This window comes from Pseudomonas sp. Sample_24, assembly GCF_004307605.1.
Classification (GTDB): Bacteria; Pseudomonadota; Gammaproteobacteria; order Pseudomonadales; family Pseudomonadaceae; genus Aquipseudomonas.
The window spans coordinates 16760-37182 of record NZ_RCNW01000273.1 but is presented as its reverse complement, the minus strand read 5'-3'; the positions used below and the strand labels follow the sequence as shown (position 1 = coordinate 37182).

Annotated in this window: 20 protein-coding genes; 11 read left to right on the top strand and 9 right to left on the bottom strand. The window is 59.0% G+C overall.

Going from position 1 to position 20423, the window contains the following annotated elements; translation table 11 throughout:
* Positions 1-256 precede the first annotated feature (256 nt).
* The 6 genes from D8V06_RS15345 to folM all read right to left on the bottom strand — a co-directional run bounded on the left by D8V06_RS15345 (position 257) and on the right by folM (position 4106).
* Complete coding sequence (locus tag D8V06_RS15345; protein WP_130931234.1) at positions 257-1507, bottom strand: aspartate aminotransferase family protein; 1251 nt, start codon at positions 1505-1507, stop codon at positions 257-259.
* Between the two features lie 194 nt (positions 1508-1701).
* Positions 1702-2040, bottom strand: coding sequence for a HopJ type III effector protein (locus tag D8V06_RS15340; RefSeq protein WP_130905176.1), 339 nt, complete (start codon positions 2038-2040; stop codon positions 1702-1704).
* On the bottom strand, positions 2033-2329 hold the full coding sequence (locus D8V06_RS15335) for a DUF1244 domain-containing protein (protein WP_056855056.1): 297 nt from the start codon (positions 2327-2329) through the stop codon (positions 2033-2035). Before D8V06_RS15335 ends, D8V06_RS15340 begins: the two co-directional genes overlap by 8 nt.
* 96 nt (positions 2330-2425) lie before the next feature.
* The gene (gene folX, locus D8V06_RS15330) at positions 2426-2797 is read right to left on the bottom strand and encodes a dihydroneopterin triphosphate 2'-epimerase (RefSeq protein WP_007970304.1); all 372 of its coding nucleotides are present in this window, start codon (positions 2795-2797) and stop codon (positions 2426-2428) included.
* Between the two features lie 2 nt (positions 2798-2799).
* Positions 2800-3375, bottom strand: a complete 576-nt coding sequence (folE, locus tag D8V06_RS15325) for a GTP cyclohydrolase I FolE (RefSeq protein WP_056855057.1) — start codon at positions 3373-3375, stop codon at positions 2800-2802.
* 20 nt (positions 3376-3395) lie between these two features.
* Positions 3396-4106 carry a dihydromonapterin reductase gene (folM, locus tag D8V06_RS15320; RefSeq protein ID WP_130905177.1) on the bottom strand — a complete coding sequence of 237 codons (711 nt, stop codon included), beginning with the start codon at positions 4104-4106 and terminating at the stop codon, positions 3396-3398.
* 267 nt (positions 4107-4373) lie between these two features.
* On the opposite strand from folM, the gene D8V06_RS15315 reads away from it, so the two are divergent.
* Positions 4374-5333 (top strand): MerR family transcriptional regulator, encoded by a 960-nt coding sequence (locus D8V06_RS15315; protein ID WP_056855059.1) that lies wholly within the window; start codon positions 4374-4376, stop codon positions 5331-5333.
* Between the two features lie 3 nt (positions 5334-5336).
* On the opposite strand, the gene D8V06_RS15310 is transcribed toward D8V06_RS15315, so the two are convergent.
* Together D8V06_RS15310 and D8V06_RS15305 are read right to left on the bottom strand one after the other, a co-directional pair.
* On the bottom strand, positions 5337-5942 hold the full coding sequence (locus tag D8V06_RS15310; protein ID WP_056855060.1) for a hypothetical protein: 606 nt from the start codon (positions 5940-5942) through the stop codon (positions 5337-5339).
* A gap of 54 nt (positions 5943-5996) precedes the next feature.
* Complete coding sequence (locus D8V06_RS15305) at positions 5997-6473, bottom strand: PAS domain-containing protein (protein ID WP_056855061.1); 477 nt, start codon at positions 6471-6473, stop codon at positions 5997-5999.
* A 102-nt stretch (positions 6474-6575) separates the two neighbouring features.
* On the opposite strand from D8V06_RS15305, the gene D8V06_RS15300 reads away from it, so the two are divergent.
* The 8 genes from D8V06_RS15300 (at position 6576) to D8V06_RS15265 (ending at position 16802) form a co-directional block, all read left to right on the top strand.
* Positions 6576-7031, top strand: coding sequence for a flavodoxin (locus D8V06_RS15300; RefSeq protein ID WP_056855062.1), 456 nt, complete (start codon positions 6576-6578; stop codon positions 7029-7031).
* Between the two features lie 233 nt (positions 7032-7264).
* On the top strand, positions 7265-8047 hold the full coding sequence (locus D8V06_RS15295; RefSeq protein WP_130905179.1) for a class II aldolase/adducin family protein: 783 nt from the start codon (positions 7265-7267) through the stop codon (positions 8045-8047).
* Entirely contained in the window at positions 8047-8949 is a 903-nt protein-coding gene (locus D8V06_RS15290) for an alpha/beta hydrolase (RefSeq protein WP_056855064.1), read from the top strand. The genes D8V06_RS15295 and D8V06_RS15290 overlap by 1 nt, the downstream gene beginning before the upstream one ends.
* Positions 8950-9073: 124 nt before the next feature.
* The gene (locus D8V06_RS15285; RefSeq protein ID WP_130905180.1) at positions 9074-9985 is read left to right on the top strand and encodes an SDR family oxidoreductase; all 912 of its coding nucleotides are present in this window, start codon (positions 9074-9076) and stop codon (positions 9983-9985) included.
* Between the two features lie 491 nt (positions 9986-10476).
* Complete coding sequence (locus D8V06_RS15280; RefSeq protein WP_130931233.1) at positions 10477-12270, top strand: DUF1302 domain-containing protein; 1794 nt, start codon at positions 10477-10479, stop codon at positions 12268-12270.
* 23 nt (positions 12271-12293) lie between these two features.
* A complete protein-coding gene (locus D8V06_RS15275) occupies positions 12294-13664 on the top strand; it encodes a DUF1329 domain-containing protein (protein ID WP_056855071.1) in 1371 nt (456 codons plus the stop codon).
* Between the two features lie 140 nt (positions 13665-13804).
* Positions 13805-16354 carry a LuxR C-terminal-related transcriptional regulator gene (locus D8V06_RS15270; protein ID WP_130931232.1) on the top strand — a complete coding sequence of 850 codons (2550 nt, stop codon included), beginning with the start codon at positions 13805-13807 and terminating at the stop codon, positions 16352-16354.
* A gap of 124 nt (positions 16355-16478) precedes the next feature.
* Positions 16479-16802: a hypothetical protein gene (locus tag D8V06_RS15265; protein ID WP_056855073.1), complete on the top strand. Its 324-nt coding sequence runs from the start codon at positions 16479-16481 to the stop codon at positions 16800-16802.
* A gap of 39 nt (positions 16803-16841) precedes the next feature.
* On the opposite strand, the gene D8V06_RS15260 is transcribed toward D8V06_RS15265, so the two are convergent.
* Positions 16842-17642, bottom strand: a complete 801-nt coding sequence (locus D8V06_RS15260; protein WP_130931231.1) for an IclR family transcriptional regulator — start codon at positions 17640-17642, stop codon at positions 16842-16844.
* 164 nt (positions 17643-17806) lie between these two features.
* On the opposite strand from D8V06_RS15260, the gene hmgA reads away from it, so the two are divergent.
* Together hmgA and fahA are read left to right on the top strand one after the other, a co-directional pair.
* Positions 17807-19111, top strand: coding sequence for a homogentisate 1,2-dioxygenase (gene hmgA, locus D8V06_RS15255; protein ID WP_130931230.1), 1305 nt, complete (start codon positions 17807-17809; stop codon positions 19109-19111).
* Positions 19112-19114: 3 nt separating this feature from the next.
* Positions 19115-20419, top strand: coding sequence for a fumarylacetoacetase (gene fahA / locus D8V06_RS15250; protein ID WP_130905185.1), 1305 nt, complete (start codon positions 19115-19117; stop codon positions 20417-20419).
* Positions 20420-20423 lie beyond the last annotated feature (4 nt).

The following is a 20423-nucleotide window of genomic DNA, read 5'->3' as shown; positions in this document are numbered from 1 at the left end:
CATGAAAAAACCGGCCTCGGCCTAATGATGTTCACTTAAGAAAAAGTTGGCATCCTGTGGCGAGGGAGCTTGTCGGATCGCCGCACCGTCCCGCTGGGCTGCGCAGCAGTCCCTTTTTTAGGGCCGCTTCGCGCCCCAGCGGGAGCAAGCTCCCTCGCCACGGGTATAGTGCTCGTCCTTAAGTGAACAGCATTAGGCCTTGGCCGGTTTTTTTATACCTTCGATTAATCATCAATTGCTTTAGGAGCGAGTGCACTCAGGTCAGTCTGGCCAGGCACGCCTCAAGGATATCCAGCCCCTCTTCAAGCACCGCCGCCTCGGTGGTCAACGGCGCCAGCAAGCGAATGATGTGCCGCGACTTGCCGCTTGGCATCAGCAGCAACCCGGCGTCCCGCGCCAGTGCCAGCAGTTGCGTCAACTGCGCGGCGGCGGGTGTGCCGTCGGCGTGGGTCAGTTCAATGCCGCGCATTGCGCCAACGCCGGTCAGGCGCCCGAGGAAGGGCGATAACTTGCGATCACACCAGGCTTGGTAGCGACTGACAATCGCCTCTTCCTGCTGCGAGCCCCAGGCTTGCAGGTGGGCATCGGTCATCTCGTCCAGCGTCGCCAAAGCGGCGGCGCAAGCGATGGGATTTCCGGAGTAGGTGCCTCCGAGCCCGCCCTTGGGCAAGTTGTCGAGCAGCGATTTGCGCCCGACCACCGCACCCAGCGGCACGCCGCCGGCGATGCTTTTGCCGAGCAGGATCAGGTCCGGCTCGATGCCCAGACGCGAGAACGCGAAGCGTTGCCCCGTACGGCCGAAACCCGACTGGATTTCATCGGCAATCAACACAATGCCCTTGTCGTCACAGAAGCGGCGCAGCGCTTGGGCGAACGTTATGTCCATGGCCAGAAACCCGGCTTCACCCTGCACCGGTTCGACGATGAAGCAAGCCACGTCCTCGACGTCGATTTCGACGCTGAACAGCCGTTCCATGGCTTTCAGGGCTTCGGCGCAGGTCACGCCGTTGTCCTGGCTGGGGAAAGGCAAGTGATACACCGGTCCGGGCAGCACACCGACCTTCTGTTTGTAGGGCGCGACTTTGCCGTTGAGGTTGAGTGTCGCCAGGGTGCGACCGTGGAAGGCGCCGTCAAAGGCAATCACGGCACTGCGACCGGTGGCGCCACGGACGATTTTCAGCGCGTTCTCGGCGGCTTCGGCGCCGCTGTTGGTCAACATGCCGCTGACCGGGTAATCGACCGGGATGAACGCGCTGAGGCGATCCATCAAGTCGATGTACGGCTGATGAGGCGCGGCATTGAACGCGTAGTGGGTCAGGCGCGTGGCTTGCTCGCGGATGGCCTCGACGATGCGCGGATGGCAATGGCCAAGGTTGAGCACGCCGATGCCACCGATAAAATCGATGTAGCGTTTGCCGTCGGTGTCCCAGACCTCGGCGTTTTTGCCGTGGCTGAGCGTGACAGGGTGAACGATGTTGATCGACTGGCTGATGGTTTCGTTGCGCATGGATGACCGGCTCGGAAGAAGGAGGACTTCTTTTTATCTAAGCCGTGAGCAGCGGTGCCAGGCAAACGAAATAAAATCACCGGGTCAATCTGAAAAGTCGGGATGTATCGCCGATCCCTGCAGGAGCACGGCTTGCCGGCGATGGCGATCTTGAGGACGCCATCGCCGGCAAGCCGTGCTCCTGCAGAAAGCTGTCAGCGGCGGGTCAGGGGCTGTTGGGTGAACTTCACACCGGCCAGGCCATGGGCGATCAACGCACGAATATTGCCGTGATCGCTGCCCTCAGGCGTCGCCAGCACCGAACGATAATGTTCGCCGAACGCCAGCAGCGCTTCTTCATCACTCAGGCCTTCCAGCAACGCCAGGCCCAGGGTCTTGCACGAGCCTTCGTTCTGCCCGGCGGCGTTTTCCACGCCGCCATTATTGAAGGCCTGAGGCTGGTAGTCGTAACCGGCAGCAATGAACGCGAGGGTGTCGGCGAAGATGTGTTCACCGGTCTTGAGACTTGCGCGCAGGGTGTTCAAATCACTCATTGGGTTTTCCTTTGGCAAACGCCGCTTGTTGTTCGGCGCTGGCTTCTTGCTGAAATCGGGCTTTCCATTCGGTATACGGCATGCCGTAAACCACTTCGCGAGCGTCATCGAGGCTGACGTCGATCTGACGTTCGTCGGCGGCGGCCTTGTACCACTTGGACAAGCAGTTGCGGCAGAACCCGGAAAGGTTCATCAGGTCGATGTTCTGCACATCCTTGCGGCTGTCCAGATGGGCCACTAGCCGGCGAAAGGCCGCGGCTTCGAGTTCGAGGCGTTGTTGATCGTTCATGGCGGTCTCGGCGAGACAGCTTCAAGCGGCAAGCTTCAAGCTGCAAGTTGGGTTGTGGTGGCTGCAAGTTTACAGCCTGACGCTTATAGCTTGAAGCTAGCGGCTTGCCGCCAGCGTAATCGACACCGACTCGGCAAACCGTAGCGCGTGGGGCTTGTCGACTTCGACTTCGGCATACAGCACCGAGGCGTTGGCCATGACCAGATCGAGAATTTCCTGGGTCAGGCGTTCAAGCAGGGCAAAACGATTGCCCTCCACGTGGGCGATGATCGCTTTGGTGATGGTGCGGTAGTTCAGCGCGTGATCGATATCGTTGTCACGCACCGCTTCCTGGGCCGCATAGAGGATGGTCAGGTTGATCAACACATCCTGCTTGTTGAGGATTTCATCTTCGTTGATGCCAATGAAAGTGCGCAGACACAGGTCCTTGACCCGGATGCGTGCCATGCCTGGTTGAAGTTGTGGCATTACTACTTGCTCCGTCCAATCAATTGCAGGAACTCCTGGCGGGTGTTGCTTGACTCGCGAAAGGCGCCGAGCATCACCGAGGTGTTCATGGTCGAATTCTGTTTCTCGACGCCGCGCATCATCATGCACATATGCTGGGCTTCGATGACCACTGCGACGCCTGCCGCGCCGGTGACTTGCAGCACCGCGTCGGCGATTTGCCGGGTGAGGTTTTCCTGGATTTGCAGGCGGCGGGCAAACATGTCCACCAGCCGGGCAATCTTCGACAGGCCCAGCACCTTGCCAGTGGGAATATAAGCCACATGCGCCTTGCCGATGAAGGGCAGCAAGTGGTGTTCGCAAAGCGAATAGAGCTCGATGTTGTCGACGATCACCATTTCATCGTTGTCGGAGGCGAACAGCGCGCCATTGACGATCTCTTCGACACTTTGTTCGTAGCCATGACATAGGTACTGCATCGCCTTGGCCGCACGCGCCGGGGTGTCTCGCAGGCCTTCGCGATCAGGATTTTCACCGAGGCCGATGAGGATCTCGCGATAGCTCTGGGACAGGGCGTTCTGGTGCAGGAATAGCGTCATGGAAGATCCTCGCGGGACACTTATTTGATGTGCCTTCCGCCATTGACGGTCAGGGTCGTGCCGGTGACATACGGGTTGTCGAGCAAATATCGCAGGCTTTGATAGATCACTTCGCTGCCCGGTTCGATGCCCAGGGCGGACTTGGCCAGTGCCTTGGCGCGATAGGCTGCATCGTCGTCAGCATTGAACATTAGCAGGGCGGGCGCGATCCCGTTGACCTTGATGTGCGGCGCGTACTTTGCAGCGAAGGACAGGGTCAGGCTGTCGAGCCCGGCTTTGCTGGCGCAGTAGCCAATGTGCTTGCTGCTGCCCTTGCGGGTCACGTCGTCGCTGATGTGCACGATATCGGCAGGGCTCGAGCGTTCGAGCAAGTCGGCGCAGTGCAAGTTGATCAGGTAGGGCGCCAACATGTGTACGCTGAACATGCGGGTGAATGCCGCTGCATCGGTATCCGCGGTTTCGGCGAGCCATTCGGAAGCGTTGTGGACAATTGCCCGCAGGCTGTCGGTATGGGTTTTCAGTTCACGGATGAATGCAAAAACCCCGGCCTCGCTGGAAAAGTCCGCAAACACTGCCGTCGCCCCCAAATCCCGCAGGGTCTGTACGCCGGGCCGTTCACTGCGGTAGCTGAAGATCACGCGATGACCGTCTTCGAGCAGTCGCTGCGCACAGTGCAGGCCAACACGCTGGCCGGCTCCGGTGATGAGGATAGGGGCTGCAGAAGAGGTCATGAGCGGCTCGCATCGCGTTAAGAGCAAAACTATACCAGCGCATTGCAGCGTTCACCTACGCCCACCGCAAGGGCAGTGCCGAGGTCACTCAGGAGAGGTGTTTCGCCAGGCGCAGCGTCGGGGGTGATGGGTGGGCGTCTCGGGCCAGACAAGGCCTATTGCTGATGTGCCAGAAGCGACAGTGACATTCTTTCCCGCGTCAGGTTGAATTTTTTCGGGACTGGAGAGTTAGAATGGGCCTCGAACGCTACAAGGATGTTTAGCCAGATGCCCGTAATCACTGACATCGCTTCGGATTCCCGCCACAGCGGCTTACTGGAGCAGGATGAGCTCTTCCCCATTCGCGAGGTGTCGCGCCTGACCGGCGTCAACCCGGTGACCCTGCGTGCCTGGGAGCGCCGGTATGGGCTGATCGTGCCGACACGCACCGCTAGTGGGCATCGACTGTATTCGATGGCCGATGTCGAGCGGGTGCGCAGCATTCTCGGCTGGATCGAACGTGGTGTGGCAGTCAGCAAAATCGGCAAGATCCTGGCCAAGGCTGCGCCGCTTCAAGCGTTGTCGCACCTCATACCTCAAGACCTTGTGCAGGCTGACTACTCGCAGTGGCAGCAACAGATCGAGGCCGCCGTCGTGTCATTCGATGAGGTTCGGCTGGATCAGGTCTACGGTCAGATTTTTTCCACGTATTCGCAGCCGGTCGTTTTCCAGGACATCCTTCTTCCGCTCTGGAAGCAGTTGCTGCAACGCCAGGATACGTTCGGCAGGACCAGCGAGTGGCTTTTCCTCGATGGTTTTCTGCGATCAAGAGTGTTGCAGCGCCTGCTGCTGATTCGCGACAAACAACCAAGACGAGTCATCGTTTGTGCCCTCGCGGGACAATGCCGGGAGCTTGAGCTGTTGCTTGCTGCGCTGTTTCTCGGCTCCGGGCAAACGGGCGTGCGGGTATTGACCATTGGTCAGCCGTTTGATGAATTGACCCTGGTTTGCGAACGAATCAAGCCACAGGCATTGGTGCTGTTCTCCAACCACGTGCCGACGGCGGAGCTGCCGCGGCGTTTGAATCGCCTGGCGATGAGCCTGGATTGTCCAGTGTTGTTGGCGGGCGATGCATCGGATCTGGCGCAGGAAAGCCTGGCCGGATCGTCGATTGGCTGCCTGGGGAACGAGGGAACGGTGATGCGCCAGCGCCTGAATCAATTTCTCGCTGGCGGTCTGGATACCTGATCGTCAGAGATGCAGGGCGGGGTGGGTCAGTCGGTGCTGCTGCAGGATGTACTGGCGCAAACGCTCGGTTTCATCCTTGTCGTCCTGGCTCAACTGATAGGCATAGAAGCCTTGTTCGGTTTCCTTCTCGAACGTGCCACGCAAGGCGATTCGCTCATAGCCTGACGGGCTGAACCACAAGGCGAAGTGCTTCGGTGCCTTGGTTTTGTTGCGAACCTCCAACAGCACGCCCTTGAACGATACTTCATGCACCCACATCGTGCCGGGCTGGCCCTTGGCATTTTCAAGGGCTACCGGCTCGTCGAGCACCAGCCGCCATGGGCGGACCAATGGCCCGTCTTCATAAATGCTGGGTACGCCCAGCCGAAGATGCAGCGCGTGAAATTCGTCTTCCACCAGATGCAGGGGAAAGGTCATCTGTTGATTTTCGAAATTGGCTTGGATGGTCACTTGCTCATGCGCAGCAAGGCGCGTAAGCAAGTCACGGATTTGTGATCCACCGTTGACCAGCAGACTCGACGTCGCATCCCGCACATTGAGCTGCGGGTTATGTTGCATGGTCTGGATGAAGTCCAGCTCATCCTGGGTCAGGAGCGCGTCGCGTTGCATAGCAAACTCGAAAGATATAGATACAAAGTCATTGGTGATTGTAGTTAATGACAATTAATTCGCCGTTTTGTTTGCGCCGTTCGTCGCCTTTATCGCCGCGAGTTCGGCCTGGACTTCAGCCAGTTGCGCTTCGAGCTGTGCAACCCGCTGCTGCGCCTTGACCTGCACGGTCACGTCTTTCTGAACGCCAATGAAGTAGACCTGTCCGTCATTCGGATTTTTCACCGTGGAAATCGACAGCTCGTTCCAGAAAGGGGTGCCGTCCTTGCGGTAATTCCTGATGATCTCCCGGCAGGAGCCTTCATTGTTCAATGCATCGCGGATCAACGGGAGGGCCTGCTGATCTCGGTCTCCCGACTGAAGGAAGCGGCAATCCTGGTAGAGGATTTCTTCGCTGGTGTACCCAGTCAGGCGTTCGAAAGCAGGGTTGACGTAAATCAGGATCTTGTCTTGCTCGCCTTCCTTCTCGGCAATCACGATGCCGTCATTGGAGGCATTGATGGCCAGTTGCAGCAGCTTTGCGTTGATCATCGGTGAAACCCTTCCTTGTTGGTTGTCTGCGGCATTCTAAAAGAACAATGCTGACCGTGCTGTTAATATCCCGGTCTTTCACTCAGGTTCAGGATCAGATTGATGAAAGTCGCCATCATTTCCGGCTCGGTTTACGGCACGGCTGAAGAAGTCGCCCGTCACGCCGCGAACATTTTGAACGCTGCCGGTTTCGAAACCCTGCACAACCCCCGTGCAAGCCTTGCAGACATTCAAGCGTTTGCCCCGCACGCCTTGCTCGCCGTGACCTCGACCACTGGCATGGGCGAATTGCCGGATAATCTTCAACCGCTGTATTTCTCGATTCGCGACCAGTTGCCCGCTCAATGGCGTGGTTTGCCCGGTGCGGTCATCGGGCTGGGCGATGCCAGTTATGGCGATACTTTTTGTGGCGGTGGCGAGTTGATGCGCGAGCTGTTCGGCGAGTTGGGTATTCGCGAAGTCCTGCCGATGCTGCGTCTGGACGCCAGTGAAAGTGTGACCCCTGAAGCCGATGCAGAGCCCTGGCTGGCAGAACTGGTCAGCGCATTGCGCGGTTGACCGACAGTCTTCAACGTTCGTTTCAACCGCTGTCACGGTTCTGTCGAGGTTGCTTCAAAGGCGCGCCTCGCCTTGCCTGGCGGCGGTACTTTGACACGGATCCAAACTCTTTGAGCCACTGACTCGTTCGGCCATCAAGCTGGCTGCCAATGCAACTACGGGAACCCTGGAGGCTGACTAGACTCGGTAGTCATTGGAAACACTCCATAATAAAAAAGCCGAGGTTCCTTGCCGTGAGCGTAGCCCCAGTCCAATCCTCACACAGCGTCAAAGACCTGGTCAGCGCAGCCGAATGGCAGACCCGTGTCGACCTCGCTGCCTGTTACCGTCTGGTGGCCCAGCATGGCTGGGACGATCTGATTTTTACCCACATCTCTGCCAAAGTACCTGGCACCGAAGACTTCCTGATCAACCCGTTCGGCTTGATGTTTCATGAAATCACCGCGTCGAGCCTGGTCAAGGTCGATCAGGCCGGTAACAAGTTGATGGACAGTCCCTACGAGATCAATCCGGCCGGGTACACCATCCACAGTGCCGTTCACGAAGTTCGCCATGACGTGGTCTGTGTGCTGCATACCCATACGGCGTCAGGTGTTGCGGTCTCGGCGCAGAAGCAGGGCATTTTGCCAATCAGCCAGCAGTCGCTTTTTGTTCTGTCGAGCCTGGCGTATCACGCCTATGAAGGCGTTGCGCTGAATCACGAAGAAAAGGCACGTCTGCAAGCCGACCTCGGCGAGAACAACTTCCTGATGCTGCACAACCATGGCCTTTTGACTTGCGGCAACAGCATCGCCGACACCTTCCTGATGATGTTCACCTTTCAGCGCGCCTGCGACATTCAGGTCATGGCACAGAACGGCGGTGCCGAGTTGATCGCCATCGAACCGCAGATTCTTGCCGGCGCCAAGGCAATGATTGCCGGTGTCACCAAAAGCTCCCAAGGCATGGGCGGAGCGTTGGCGTGGCCGGCGTTGCTGCGCAAACTCGATAAACAAGACCCGGGTTATAAACTCTAATGGCACTCGCAGAGATCCCCCTGAGTGTCTGGCGCAAACGCGGGCAGACCTTCGATTTCCATGGTCAGACCATCCATTACTGGACGGCGGGGCAGGGTGAGCCGCTGTTGCTCATCCATGGTTTCCCGAGTGCCAGTTGGGACTGGCATTATCTCTGGCAACCGCTGGCCCAGCGTTATCGGGTGATTGCCTGCGACATGCTGGGCTTCGGCGACTCGGCCAAACCGGTCAACCATGAATACAGCCTGCTGGAGCAGGCCGATCTGCAACAGGCATTGCTGGCTCATCTGAATGTCGAGCAACCGGTGCATGTACTGGCTCATGATTATGGCGACAGCGTGGCCCAGGAACTGCTGGCCCGGCATTACGAATCGCGGATCAATCTCGCCAGTTGCGTGTTTCTCAATGGCGGGTTGTTTCCGGAAACCCACCGTCCGGTGCTGATGCAAAAACTGCTGCTCGGCCCCCTGGGCTGGATGATCGGCCGCGCGTTCAGTCGCGACGGCCTGGTGAAAAGCTTCCGTCAGATTTTCGGGCCGCAGACCCGTCCCAGCGAAAGCGAAATGGATGATTTCTGGAGCCTGATCGAAAGCAATCGCGGGCCTCGGATCATGCACAAATTGATCACATACATTCCGGAGCGCCGCGTCCAGCGCGATCGCTGGGTCAGTGCAATGCAGCGCGGTGAAGTACCGCTGCGGGTAATCGATGGCGAAGTCGATCCGATCTCGGGCGCGCACATGGTCGCGCGTTACCGCGAGCTGATCCCCGAACCGGACACCGTGCTGCTGACCGATATTGGTCACTATCCCCAGATCGAGGCGCCGTGCCAGGTGCTCAAGCATTACCTGGCGTTTCGCGACCGGTTGGTGATGCCACCCCTCAAAGTGGCCTGTTCCTGAGGCTGGGGCTCATCATCCCCCAGCCTTATCGCGCACCATTCAGCCTCCGCCGTGTTCATTGTGAGCCGCAGCGCCGTGCCTGACACTCCCGGGTAATGTCCCTGGCCTGCTGGAGTTTCCTCACATGAATGAGTCTGTGCGCTTCGAAGATAAAGTCGTGATCATCACCGGTGCAGGTGGCGGCCTGGGACGGGCGCATGCACTGTTATTCGCCAAACAGGGTGCGAAAGTGCTGGTCAATGACCTTGGCGGCTCGGCCCAGGGCGAAGGCGCCAACGCTTCGGCCGCCGACCGCGTTGTGGCTGAAATCCGCGAGGCCGGCGGCACCGCCGAGGCCAACCACGACTCGGTCACCGATGGCGACAAACTGGTCCAGCACGCCCTCGATGCCTTCGGCCGGGTCGACGTGGTGGTCAACAACGCCGGTATCCTGCGCGACAAGACATTCCACAAAATGGACGACGCCGACTGGGACCTGGTTTACCGCGTCCACGTCGAAGGTGCCTACAAAGTCACCCGCGCTGCCTGGCCGCACATGCGCGAGCAAAACTACGGTCGAGTGATCTTCACCGCGTCCACTTCAGGCATCTACGGCAACTTCGGCCAATCCAACTACGGCATGGCCAAACTTGGCCTCTATGGCCTGACCCGCACCCTGGCCATCGAAGGCCGCAAGAACAACATCCTGGTCAACGCCATCGCCCCCACCGGCGGCACTCGCATGACCGAAGGCCTGATCCCGCCGCAAGTCTTCGAACAACTCAAGCCAGAACTGGTCAGCCCGCTGGTGGTATACCTGGCCAGCGAAAACTGCCAGGAAACCTCCGGCCTGTTCGAAGTCGGCGGCGGCTGGATGGGCAAAGTCCGCTGGGAACGCAGCCTCGGCGCCGGATTCGATCCACGGGTGGGGTTCTCCCCGGAAGACGTGGCGGCGCATTGGCAGCAGATCTGTGATTTCGAAGGAGCGGCGCATCCGAAGGACAATATTGAAGCGTTGAAGGAGATGATGGGGAATTTGCAAAAATATTCGCTCTGACTGCGCTTCATTCGGCAGAGCCAGATCAGGTTCTGCCGTCCCCGATTGACCCCCCTCGCGACAAAAACCACGCCCATAAAAAAGGCCGCTGCAAACGCAGCGGCCAAGCAAGACGTTGGATCCAGGAGCTACAAATCAACGTCGGTGTACACGGGGCGATGAGTCGAAACGCTTCAACTCACCTGAAATCTGTTGTGCTTCCGGGCTGTAATCCGTGAAAGCCCGGTAAGAATAAGTCTTTGCCGGCAAAGGAAAAACAGCGATTCCCGACATGCACCGTTACCGGCTGCGTAACAGTTCGATCGCCTGCAGCGTAGTCCATGAATTCGACTGATGCCTTCACATCCAGTCTGTCTATGCCCCGCGCAATCGCCCGTTCCATATGGCCAGTCATCCTTTGGAGGTACATCGCGAATACCTCCTTGGTGCGCTTATCGCCCCAGGCCTGCGGCAGTAGGGTGAGGCCTTCTGTCACTCACCGGGGAAGACGCATGACAAAAACAACAATGCGCGCCATCTTCACACCGCAGGCGCTGGCCGCTGCGGTTGCCTTGGGCTGCTGTGCCCAGGCGCAGGCTGTTTCATTCAACATCGGGGAAATCGAAGGGACGTTCGACTCTTCGCTGTCGGTCGGCGCGAGTTGGGGCATGCGCGATGCGGACGATGCCCTGGTGGGCACGGTCAACGGTGGTAGCGGACAGGCATCGACCGGCGACGACGGTCGTCAGAATTTCAAGAAAGGCGAAACCTTCTCGAAGATCTTCAAGGGTATTCACGACCTTGAACTGAAATACGGCGACACCGGTGTGTTCGTCCGTGGCAAGTATTGGTACGACTTCGAATTGAAGGACGAAGACCGGCCGTTCAAGCCGATCAGCGATCACAACCGCAAAGAGGGCTCCAAGTCTTCCGGTGCGCAGATTCTCGACGCCTTCGTCTATCACAACTATTCCATCGCCGATCTGCCGGGGACTGTTCGTGCCGGTAAACAGGTGGTGAGCTGGGGCGAAAGTACGTTCATCGGCAACTCGATCAACAGCATCAACCCGGTCGACGTTTCCGCGTTTCGTCGTCCGGGTGCCGAGATCAAGGAAGGGCTGATCCCGGTCAACATGTTGTTTGCTTCCCAAGGCCTGACCGACAAGTTGACCGTCGAAGGTTTCTATCAACTGGAGTGGGATCAGACCGTCGTCGATAACTGCGGCACCTTCTTCGGGGTCGACGTGGTAGCGGACGGATGTAACAAGGGATACACGGTCGCCAGCCCTGCGATTGCACCGTTGCAACCGATTGCTGCGGCGTTTGGCCAGGGCTTCGAGGTGACCAGCGAAGGCGTGGTCGTTCCCCGTGGTGGCGACCGCGATGCCCGGGACTCGGGGCAGTGGGGGACCGCGTTGCGTTGGCTGGGCGACGACACCGAGTACGGCCTGTATTTCATGAATTACCACAGCCGAACCCCGACGGTTGGCACCACGACGGCGGGGCTCAGAACGCTGGCGAGCATTCCGGGCATTGTCACCACGGCCAACCGCATCGCTCCGGGTAGCGGTGGGGGGCTGGCGCAGAGTGTGATGCTCGGTCGCGGTCAGTACTACCTTGAATACCCTGAAGACATTCGCCTCTACGGCGCGAGTTTTTCCACGACGCTGCCTACCGGCACGGCGTGGACCGGCGAGATCAGCTATCGCCCCAACGCGCCGGTGCAGGTCAATACCAATGACCTGACCCTGGCGATGCTCAACCCCATTGCCGGTGGCGCAGCGTCGCCCATTGCGACCGCGCCGGGTGCCGACAACACAGGCTATCGGCGCAAGGAAGTGACGCAGGTCCAGAGCACCCTGACGCACTTCATCGACCAGATTGCAGGCGCTGATCGCCTGACCCTGGTGGGTGAGGCGGCGGTGGTGCGGGTCGGTGGCCTGGAGTCTCGCAGCAAACTGCGCTATGGCCGCGACTCGGTGTACGGCCAGTATGGTTTCGGTGGCGATACCGACGGTTTCGTGACCTCGACCTCATGGGGTTATCGCGCCCGGGCAATCCTTGATTACAACAACGTCATTGCCGGGATCAACTTCAAACCCAATCTGTCCTGGTCCCATGACGTCGCCGGTTATGGTCCCAACGGGTTGTTCAACGAAGGTGCCAAGGCCGTCAGCCTTGGCGTTGATGCGGACTACCGCAACACCTACACCGCAAGCTTCAGTTACACCGATTTCTTCGGCGGTGACTACAACGTGCTCGAAGACCGCGACTTCGTGGCGTTGAGCTTTGGCGTGAACTTCTGATCTGGCTGAAAAGGATGAATTCAATGCGCAAGATGATTCTGCAAATCGGTTCCGCCCTGGCCCTGAGTCTGCTGGCCGTCAACGTGATGGCCGCCGTATCGGCACAAGAAGCCGACAAGCTTGGCACCACGCTCACCCCGCTCGGTGGCGAGAAGGCCGGCAATGCCGACGGCTCGATTCCGCCGTGGACCGGTGGCATTCCGAAAAACGCTGGTGCGGTGGACAGCAAGGGTTTCCTGGCTGATCCATTCGCCAATGAAAAACCGCTGTTCGTGATCACTGCCGCAACGGTCGACAAATACAAGGACAAGCTGTCTGACGGGCAGATCGCGATGTTCAAGCGCTACCCCGAGACCTACAAGATTCCGGTCTACCCCAGCCACCGCACCGCGGCCCTGCCGCCAGAAGTCTATGAGGCGGCCAAACGCAGCGCGTTGAACGTGACACCGACCAACGATGGCAACGGTCTGGCCAATTTCACTGGCAATCGCTATTACGCCTTTCCGATTCCGAAGAACGGTGTCGAGGTCATCTGGAACCACATCACCCGTTATCACGGCGGCAACTTGCGTCGCACCATTACCCAGGCCACGCCACAGTCCAATGGTGATTTCACCGTCATTCGATTCAAGGACGAAGTGGCCGTGCCATCGCTGCTGGGGGATTTGAAGCCGGGCAGTGACGAGAACGTCCTCAACTATTTCAAGCAGGAAGTGACCGCGCCGGCGCGGTTGGCGGGTAACGTGCTGCTGGTTCACGAGACCCTCGATCAGGTCCAGGAACCGCGCAAGGCGTGGATCTACAACGCCGGTCAGCGTCGTGTGCGTCGCGCGCCGCAAGTGGCGTATGACGGTGTGGGCACTTCGTCTGACGGGCTGCGTACTACCGACAACTTCGACATGTTTTCCGGCGCACCGGATCGCTACGACTGGAAGCTGGTCGGCAAGAAGGAAATGTACATTCCGTACAACAGCTACAAACTCGATTCGCCAGACCTCAAATACACCGATGTGATCAAGGCCGGCCATATCAACCAGGACCTGACACGCTATGAGCTGCACCGGGTCTGGGAAGTGGTGGCCACGGTCAAGCCTAACGAACGGCATGTTTACGCCAAGCGTCATATGTACATCGACGAAGACACCTGGCAGGTGGCGCTGGCCGATCACTACGACGGTCGTGGCCAACTGTGGCGAGTCGCCGAAGGGCATGCGCAGTTCTACTACGATCATCAGGTGCCGGCCTACACCGTCGAAGCGCTGTATGACTTGATTGCCGGTCGATACATTGCCCTGGGGATGAAGAATGAGGAGAAACGCAGCTTCGAATTCAACATCGCGGCAAAAGCCGGGGACTACACGCCGGCGGCGCTCAGGAGTACGGGTGTGAGGTAATCGTCCTACAGCGTCTTACACAAAAAGGTGACCTCGCAGTCACCTTTTTTATGGCCGCAAATCAGCGTGCTGAATACTTCTTCAACAAGCGCTCGGGAGGGGGCTAGGGTGGCGCCACAACAATAACAAGGCGCATCACTATGACTGCCATGACATTGTGTCTGGACCGTCCTGGATTCCTGCCTCGCCTGTCCTCCCATCACCTGGCTCGAGAGCGTTTGGTCGAGCCATTGCTGGCCTCGACGGCTCGAGTGAAGTTGCTCTGCGCACCAGCGGGCAGCGGCAAGAGTGCGCTGCTCACCGAGTGCCTGTTACGTGCGCCGGTGGATTGCCGGGTGTGTTGGTTGCCGATGGCCGGGGAATCCCTGGGTATCGCCGCTTTCCGGCAACGCCTTGCACATGCGCTGGGTCTGGCTTCGGCCGATGAGACTTTTTTGCTGGAGTACCTGTCCCGTTTGCAGGTGCCAACCTGGCTTTTCATCGACGATTATTGCCGGGTTTCCAACCCCGAACTCGATCGCTTTCTGGATCGTTTACTGGCTGTCAGAAGCCCGACATTGAATTGGTGGCTGGCCTCGCGCCGACGTCCACAATGCAACTGGCCCCGGCTGTTGCTTGATGATGAGTTGTACGAATGCGAGGCGCGCGCGCTGGCGTTTACCGAGTGTGAAGTCCAGCATTTGCTCAGTCATGTCGAGCCAGCAATGGCCACGCATACAGCACGCAGAATTATTCAGCGCAGTGCAGGCTGGTGTGCCGGTGTGCGCATTGCCTTGCTGGATGCCTGCCAGTGGGCAGCCGAGCAGAACAAACAGGAGCGCTCGGCGACACTGCTCGATTATTTGCACCATGAGTTGTTCAGCGCGCTGGCCCCTGAACTGATTGAGGCTTGGCAGGTACTGGCGCGTTTGCCGCGATTCAACGCCAGCCTCTGCGAGCATCTGTTCGGCGCCGGTGAAGGGGCGCAATGGTTGCATCAATTGCAGGACATGGGCTGTTTCATCGAGCCATGGGAAGACTCCAGCGAGTGGCTGCGGGTTTTTGTGCCGTTGGCCCGGGCCGTGGGCGACGAGCGGGGTTCGGCGGGGCGGGCGTGGCATCGGCGCGCATGTCAGTGGTTTTGCGCCGAGGAAGACTGGCAGGGGGCGTTCGAACAAGCGCTGCTGGCTGAAGAGTTCGAGGTTGCCGTCACTCTGTTGCAGCACTTCAGTCTTGAGCATTTGTTCCGGCGAGAAAACGTGCGCTTGTTGTTGAATCTGCATGAGCGACAGGGCGAAGAGTTGACCCTCGGTTCGCCGCAGTTGGTGGGACTGATCACGGCGGCGTTGTTGTTCGCCGGGCGCTTCGATCAGGCTGCCGAGTGCATTGGCCAACTGGCCCGTTTCGCACCACAACCGACCGCCACGCTTCAGCGGCAATTGCTGGCTCGCTGGCAGGCACAACAAGGTTGGCTGTTGCATTTGCTGGGGCGCATGGAAGCGGCGCGTGCACACTTTATTGACGCGCTGGCTGAATTGACGCCGGATGCCTGGCCCGCACGGCTGTTGTGTTTGTCCGGGTTGACTCAACAAGCCTTGCTCAACGCCGAACTCGATACTGCGCAAGCCTGCAATCGTGAGGCGTTGTGTCTGGCCCGTGCGCAAGGTTCGTTGCTGTTTGAAGGCTTGCTTGAACTTGATCACGCCCAGTTGCTGGAGCAGCGAGGTGCGCCGCGGCGAGCCGAAAGCTTGTTGGCCGATATCCACGCATTGTTGAGTCGACAGGCCGATCGGCCGACGCCGTTGCTGGGCAGGATCGCCCTGCAGCGCGGGCGACTGGCGCTATGTCAGGGGCAGGAAGAGGTGGCTGCCGAATTCTTCCAGTCTGGTTTGCAAGACTGCCTGCACAGCCAGGACAAGCGTGCGTTGTATGGTTTTCTGGGGCAGGCCCAACTGGCCGCCAACCAACGCGATTACGCCCTCGCTTTCGATCGATTGCGCGATGCCGAGCGCTTGATGCAGCAGCGGCAGATTCCCGAAACGGTTTATCGGGGTGTATTGCTGCAAATCAGCAGTCATTTCTGGTTGCAGCAGGGGCGCCCGCAATTGGCTCGCGAAGCGTTGACCCGTGTGTTGCGTCACTATCGCGGAACGCATGCCCGCCAGGCCCCTCCCGCGACCGTGATGCTGATTGCCCGTGTCGAGTATTTACTGGTGCTTGCCCAAACCCGACTGCAGGAGGCGCAACAACCGCTCGAACAACTCAACAACCTGCTCGTTCACGCCCAGCAACATTCAATGCTGGCGCTGGAAGCGGAGTTGCAGTTGGCGATCTGCGAAGTAGCGGACCTGACGGGCGAAACCGATCTGGCGAAATCGGCATTGCTGGCGGGCCTGAAGCTGGCAGGGCGTGGGCAATTGCAACAGGCCTTGTGTGAACTGCGCCTGCGCCAACCGACCTTGCTCAGCCGTTACGGCATGGACGACGAGTCTGCGGCAACAATCGACGACAATCCATTGAGCGGGCGGGAACTGGAAGTACTTGGCCTGATTGCCCAAGGCAACTCCAACCAGCAAATTGCCGAACAGTTGTTCATTTCATTACATACAGTGAAAACCCATGCGCGGCGAATCCACAGCAAGTTAGGTGTAGAGCGTCGCACTCAAGCAGTAGCGATAGCAAAAAAGCTGGGATTGATTTCCCGGGAGTAATGAATGCAAACACTCCCTTGGGTGCAACGATGATGGTTTTAATTAAGATGTTGGCAGGACTCAGACATAGGCAACCATGGTTTGAGTCTGGCGTTATCAACTCTAATTAACAGGTTATTCAGTCATGGAAGAATTAAATATCGAGCGAGTGCGTGCCATATTGCATGCAAGGCTCAGCGGGCGTGGAATTGATGTTGACGACGTTTACATCAATGGCGTTTATTCGCTTGAAAAACCACTGGTCACTTACTCGCAAACGCTGGTATGGGCCTTGTATCTGAAATTGCAGGACGGCGAAGTTCCTTACTTTGAGGGCGACCATCTAGGTTTGTTTGTCAAAGCCTATACATTTGATTCGATACATCGTTTCAAAGGTCTGGAGTTTGACGAAGTCAACGGTATTAGTGCAGATATTGCAGAGCTGTTCCAAATTCAATCTGTAGTTTGATTCAGCGGTTGTGCCGGCGCGTGCCGGCACAACCGCTATTCAAGCGCCGGGTGTTTTTGCCTCATAGCCCATTCGCCAACTGACGGCGCGTGTTGCGGACAACAAACGCTGCGCGGCCGGGCCATCTTCGTCGGCGTGGAACAGCGACGTCGGGCCGACCACGGTCAACACGGCCACGACATTTCCCATTGCGTTCATCACCGGTGCCGACAAGGCGTCCACCCCCGGCATCAACAAGCCATGCACATGATGCAGGCCCCGCGCACGGATCTGCTCGCACAACAGGGTGTAAGCCTGCTCATCTGCCAGCGCGTGACTGGCATGCTCCTGCAATTCCCGGTCGCGCAGCTCAACGGTTTCGCGCTTGGGCAGGTATGCGCCAAAGACCAGGCCAGTCGAAGAACTGAGCAAGGGCAATACCGAGCCCAATTGTGTGACCACCGTAACCGCACGCACCGCGGGTTCGATGCGCACTACGGTCGCGCCCTGATTGCCCCACACCGCTAAAAAACAGGTTTCATTCAAGTCATCGCGCAGCTCGGCCAAGGGCAGGGCGGCGACGTTCAGCACATCCATTGCGTTGAGGGCCGCAAGGCCAACGCGTAACGCTTCACGGCCCAGGCCGTAATGGTTGGTCGCCGCGTTCTGTTCGGCAAAGCCGCTGGCGATCAGCGCCTGCAAATAGCGGTGAACCTTGCTCGCCGGCATCTGCACGTGTTCGGCCAGGCGCGAAAGAGAGGTCGAGGGCGACAACTCGGCCAGCGCCTTGAGGATGTCGGTCCCCACCTCGGCGGAGCGGACTTTCTGTTTGCCGTTACTGTCGCTGCTGGGCTTTTCCATGTTGGTGCTGTGATCCCGGGACGAATGGGCGTCTTTATAGCTTGACGGTCAATACCAATCAAATTACGTTATGCGTAATTGAATTACGATAAAAATAACCCAGACGGGCCATGAGCGCTGCTCCAGAGCGATCGGTTACCGTCGACTCCCGTTCAGGAGGCTCCATGAACCCCGATTCAACCGCCCAGGCGTTGGCTTATCAGTCAGGCTTCGGCAACGAATTCAGCAGCGAAGCGCTCCCCGGTGCATTGCCCGTCGGCCAGAACTCCCCGCAAAAAGCCCCTTACGGCCTCTACACCGAGTTGTTCTCCGGCACCGCTTTCACCATGGCCCGCAGCGAAGCGCGGCGGACCTGGATGTACCGCATTCAGCCCTCGGCCAATCACCCGGCATTCGTCAAACTCGACCGACAGTTGGCCGGTGGCCCCTTGGGTGAAGTGACGCCCAATCGCCTGCGCTGGAACCCACTTGAGATTCCCGCTGAGCCGACCGACTTCATCGACGGCCTGGTGAGCATGGCGGCCAACTCCTCCGCCGAAAAACCGGCCGGCATCAGCATCTACAACTACCTCGCCAATCGCTCCATGGAGCGGGTGTTCTTCAATGCCGACGGTGAAATGCTGCTGGTGCCACAGCAGGGGCGTTTGCGCATTGCCACTGAATTGGGCGTGCTGGAAGTGGCGCCCCTGGAAATTGTCGTACTGCCCCGGGGCCTGAAATTTCGTGTCGAGCTGCTTGATCCGCAAGCGCGTGGCTACATCGCGGAAAACCACGGTGCGCCATTGCGCCTGCCGGATCTCGGGCCGATCGGCAGCAACGGCCTGGCCAATCCACGGGACTTCCTGACCCCCGTCGCGGCGTACGAACACCTTGCGCAGCCGACCACCCTGGTCCAAAAGTTCCTCGGACAATTGTGGGCCTGCGAACTCAATCATTCGCCGCTCAACGTTGTCGCCTGGCATGGCAACAACGTGCCGTACAAGTACGACCTGCGCCGTTTCAACACCATTGGTACCGTCAGCTTCGATCACCCGGACCCGTCGATCTTCACCGTGCTGACTTCGCCGACCAGTGTCCATGGGTTGGCCAACCTCGATTTCGTGATCTTTCCGCCGCGCTGGATGGTGGCTGAAAACACCTTCCGTCCACCATGGTTCCACCGCAACCTGATGAACGAGTTCATGGGCCTGATCCAAGGCGAATACGACGCCAAGGCCGAAGGCTTCTTACCCGGTGGCGCGTCGTTGCACAGCTGCATGAGCGCCCACGGCCCCGATGGCGAAACCTGCACCAAAGCGATCAACGCTGAGCTCAAACCGGCGAAAATCGATAACACCATGGCCTTCATGTTCGAGACCAGCCAGGTCTTGCGCCCGAGCCGGTTCGCCCTTGATTGCCCGCAACTGCAAACCACCTACGACGCTTGCTGGGCTACGCTGCCCGCCACTTTCGACCCGACCCGGAGATAACCCATGACGCAGACTTCCATCACTCGCAGCTGGGTTGCTTCCGCCAACGGCCACGCGGATTTCCCGCTGCAGAACCTGCCGCTGGGCGTGTTCAGCGTGAAGGGTTCGGCACCACGCAGCGGCGTGGCCATCGGCGAGCATATTTTCGACCTGGAGGCCGCACTGGATGCCGGCCTGTTCGACGGCGCCGCGAAAGCTGCCGTCGAAGCCACCCGTGGCGGTCAATTGAATGCGTTCTTCGAGCTGGGCAGCGCCGCTCGTGTGGCGCTGCGCGAACGCTTGCTGGAACTGTTGAGCGAAGGCAGCACGCTGCACGGCAAGATCGAAGCCCAAGGCGCAAAACTGCTGCCGCTGGCGACGGATTGCCAGATGCACCTGCCAGCGAAGATCAACGATTACACCGACTTCTATGTCGGCATCGAGCATGCGCAGAACGTCGGCAAACTGTTCCGTCCCGACAACCCGCTGCTGCCGAACTACAAATATGTGCCGATTGGTTATCACGGCCGCGCTTCGACTGTTCGTCCATCCGGCACCGACGTACGCCGCCCGAAAGGCCAGACCCTGCCGGCCGGCCAGACCGAGCCGACCTTCGGTCCGTGCGCACGTCTAGACTACGAACTGGAACTGGGCATCTGGATCGGTCAGGGTAACGAAATGGGCGACTCGATCGCCATCGGTGACGCCGCCGATCACATCGCCGGATTCTGCCTGCTCAACGACTGGTCGGCGCGGGATATCCAGGCTTGGGAATACCAGCCATTGGGGCCATTCCTGTCGAAGAGTTTCATCACCAGCATCTCGCCATGGGTTGTGACCGCTGAAGCGCTGGAGCCTTTCCGTCGCGCCCAGCCTGCGCGCCCGGAAGGTGATCCGCAGCCACTGCCGTACCTGTTCGACAAACGTGATCAGGCTGCAGGCGGTTTCGATATCGAGCTGGAAGTCTTGCTCTTGACCGAAGCCATGCGCGAGCAAAACCTGCCGGCTCATCGCCTGACCTTGAGCAATTCGAAATACATGTACTGGACCGTGGCGCAAATGGTCGCGCATCACAGCGTCAACGGCTGCCAATTGCAGGCCGGTGACCTGTTCGGTTCGGGAACTTTGTCGGGGCCGGAAAACGGTCAGTTCGGCAGCCTGCTGGAAATCACCGAGGGCGGTAAAAAACCGATCGAGCTGGCGTCGGGCGAGGTGCGCAAGTTCCTTGAAGACGGTGACGAAATCATCCTGCGTGGCCGATGCACTCGCGAGGGCTTCGCGTCCATCGGCTTCGGCGAGTGCCGCGGCAAAGTGCTGCCGGCGCGCTGAGAGG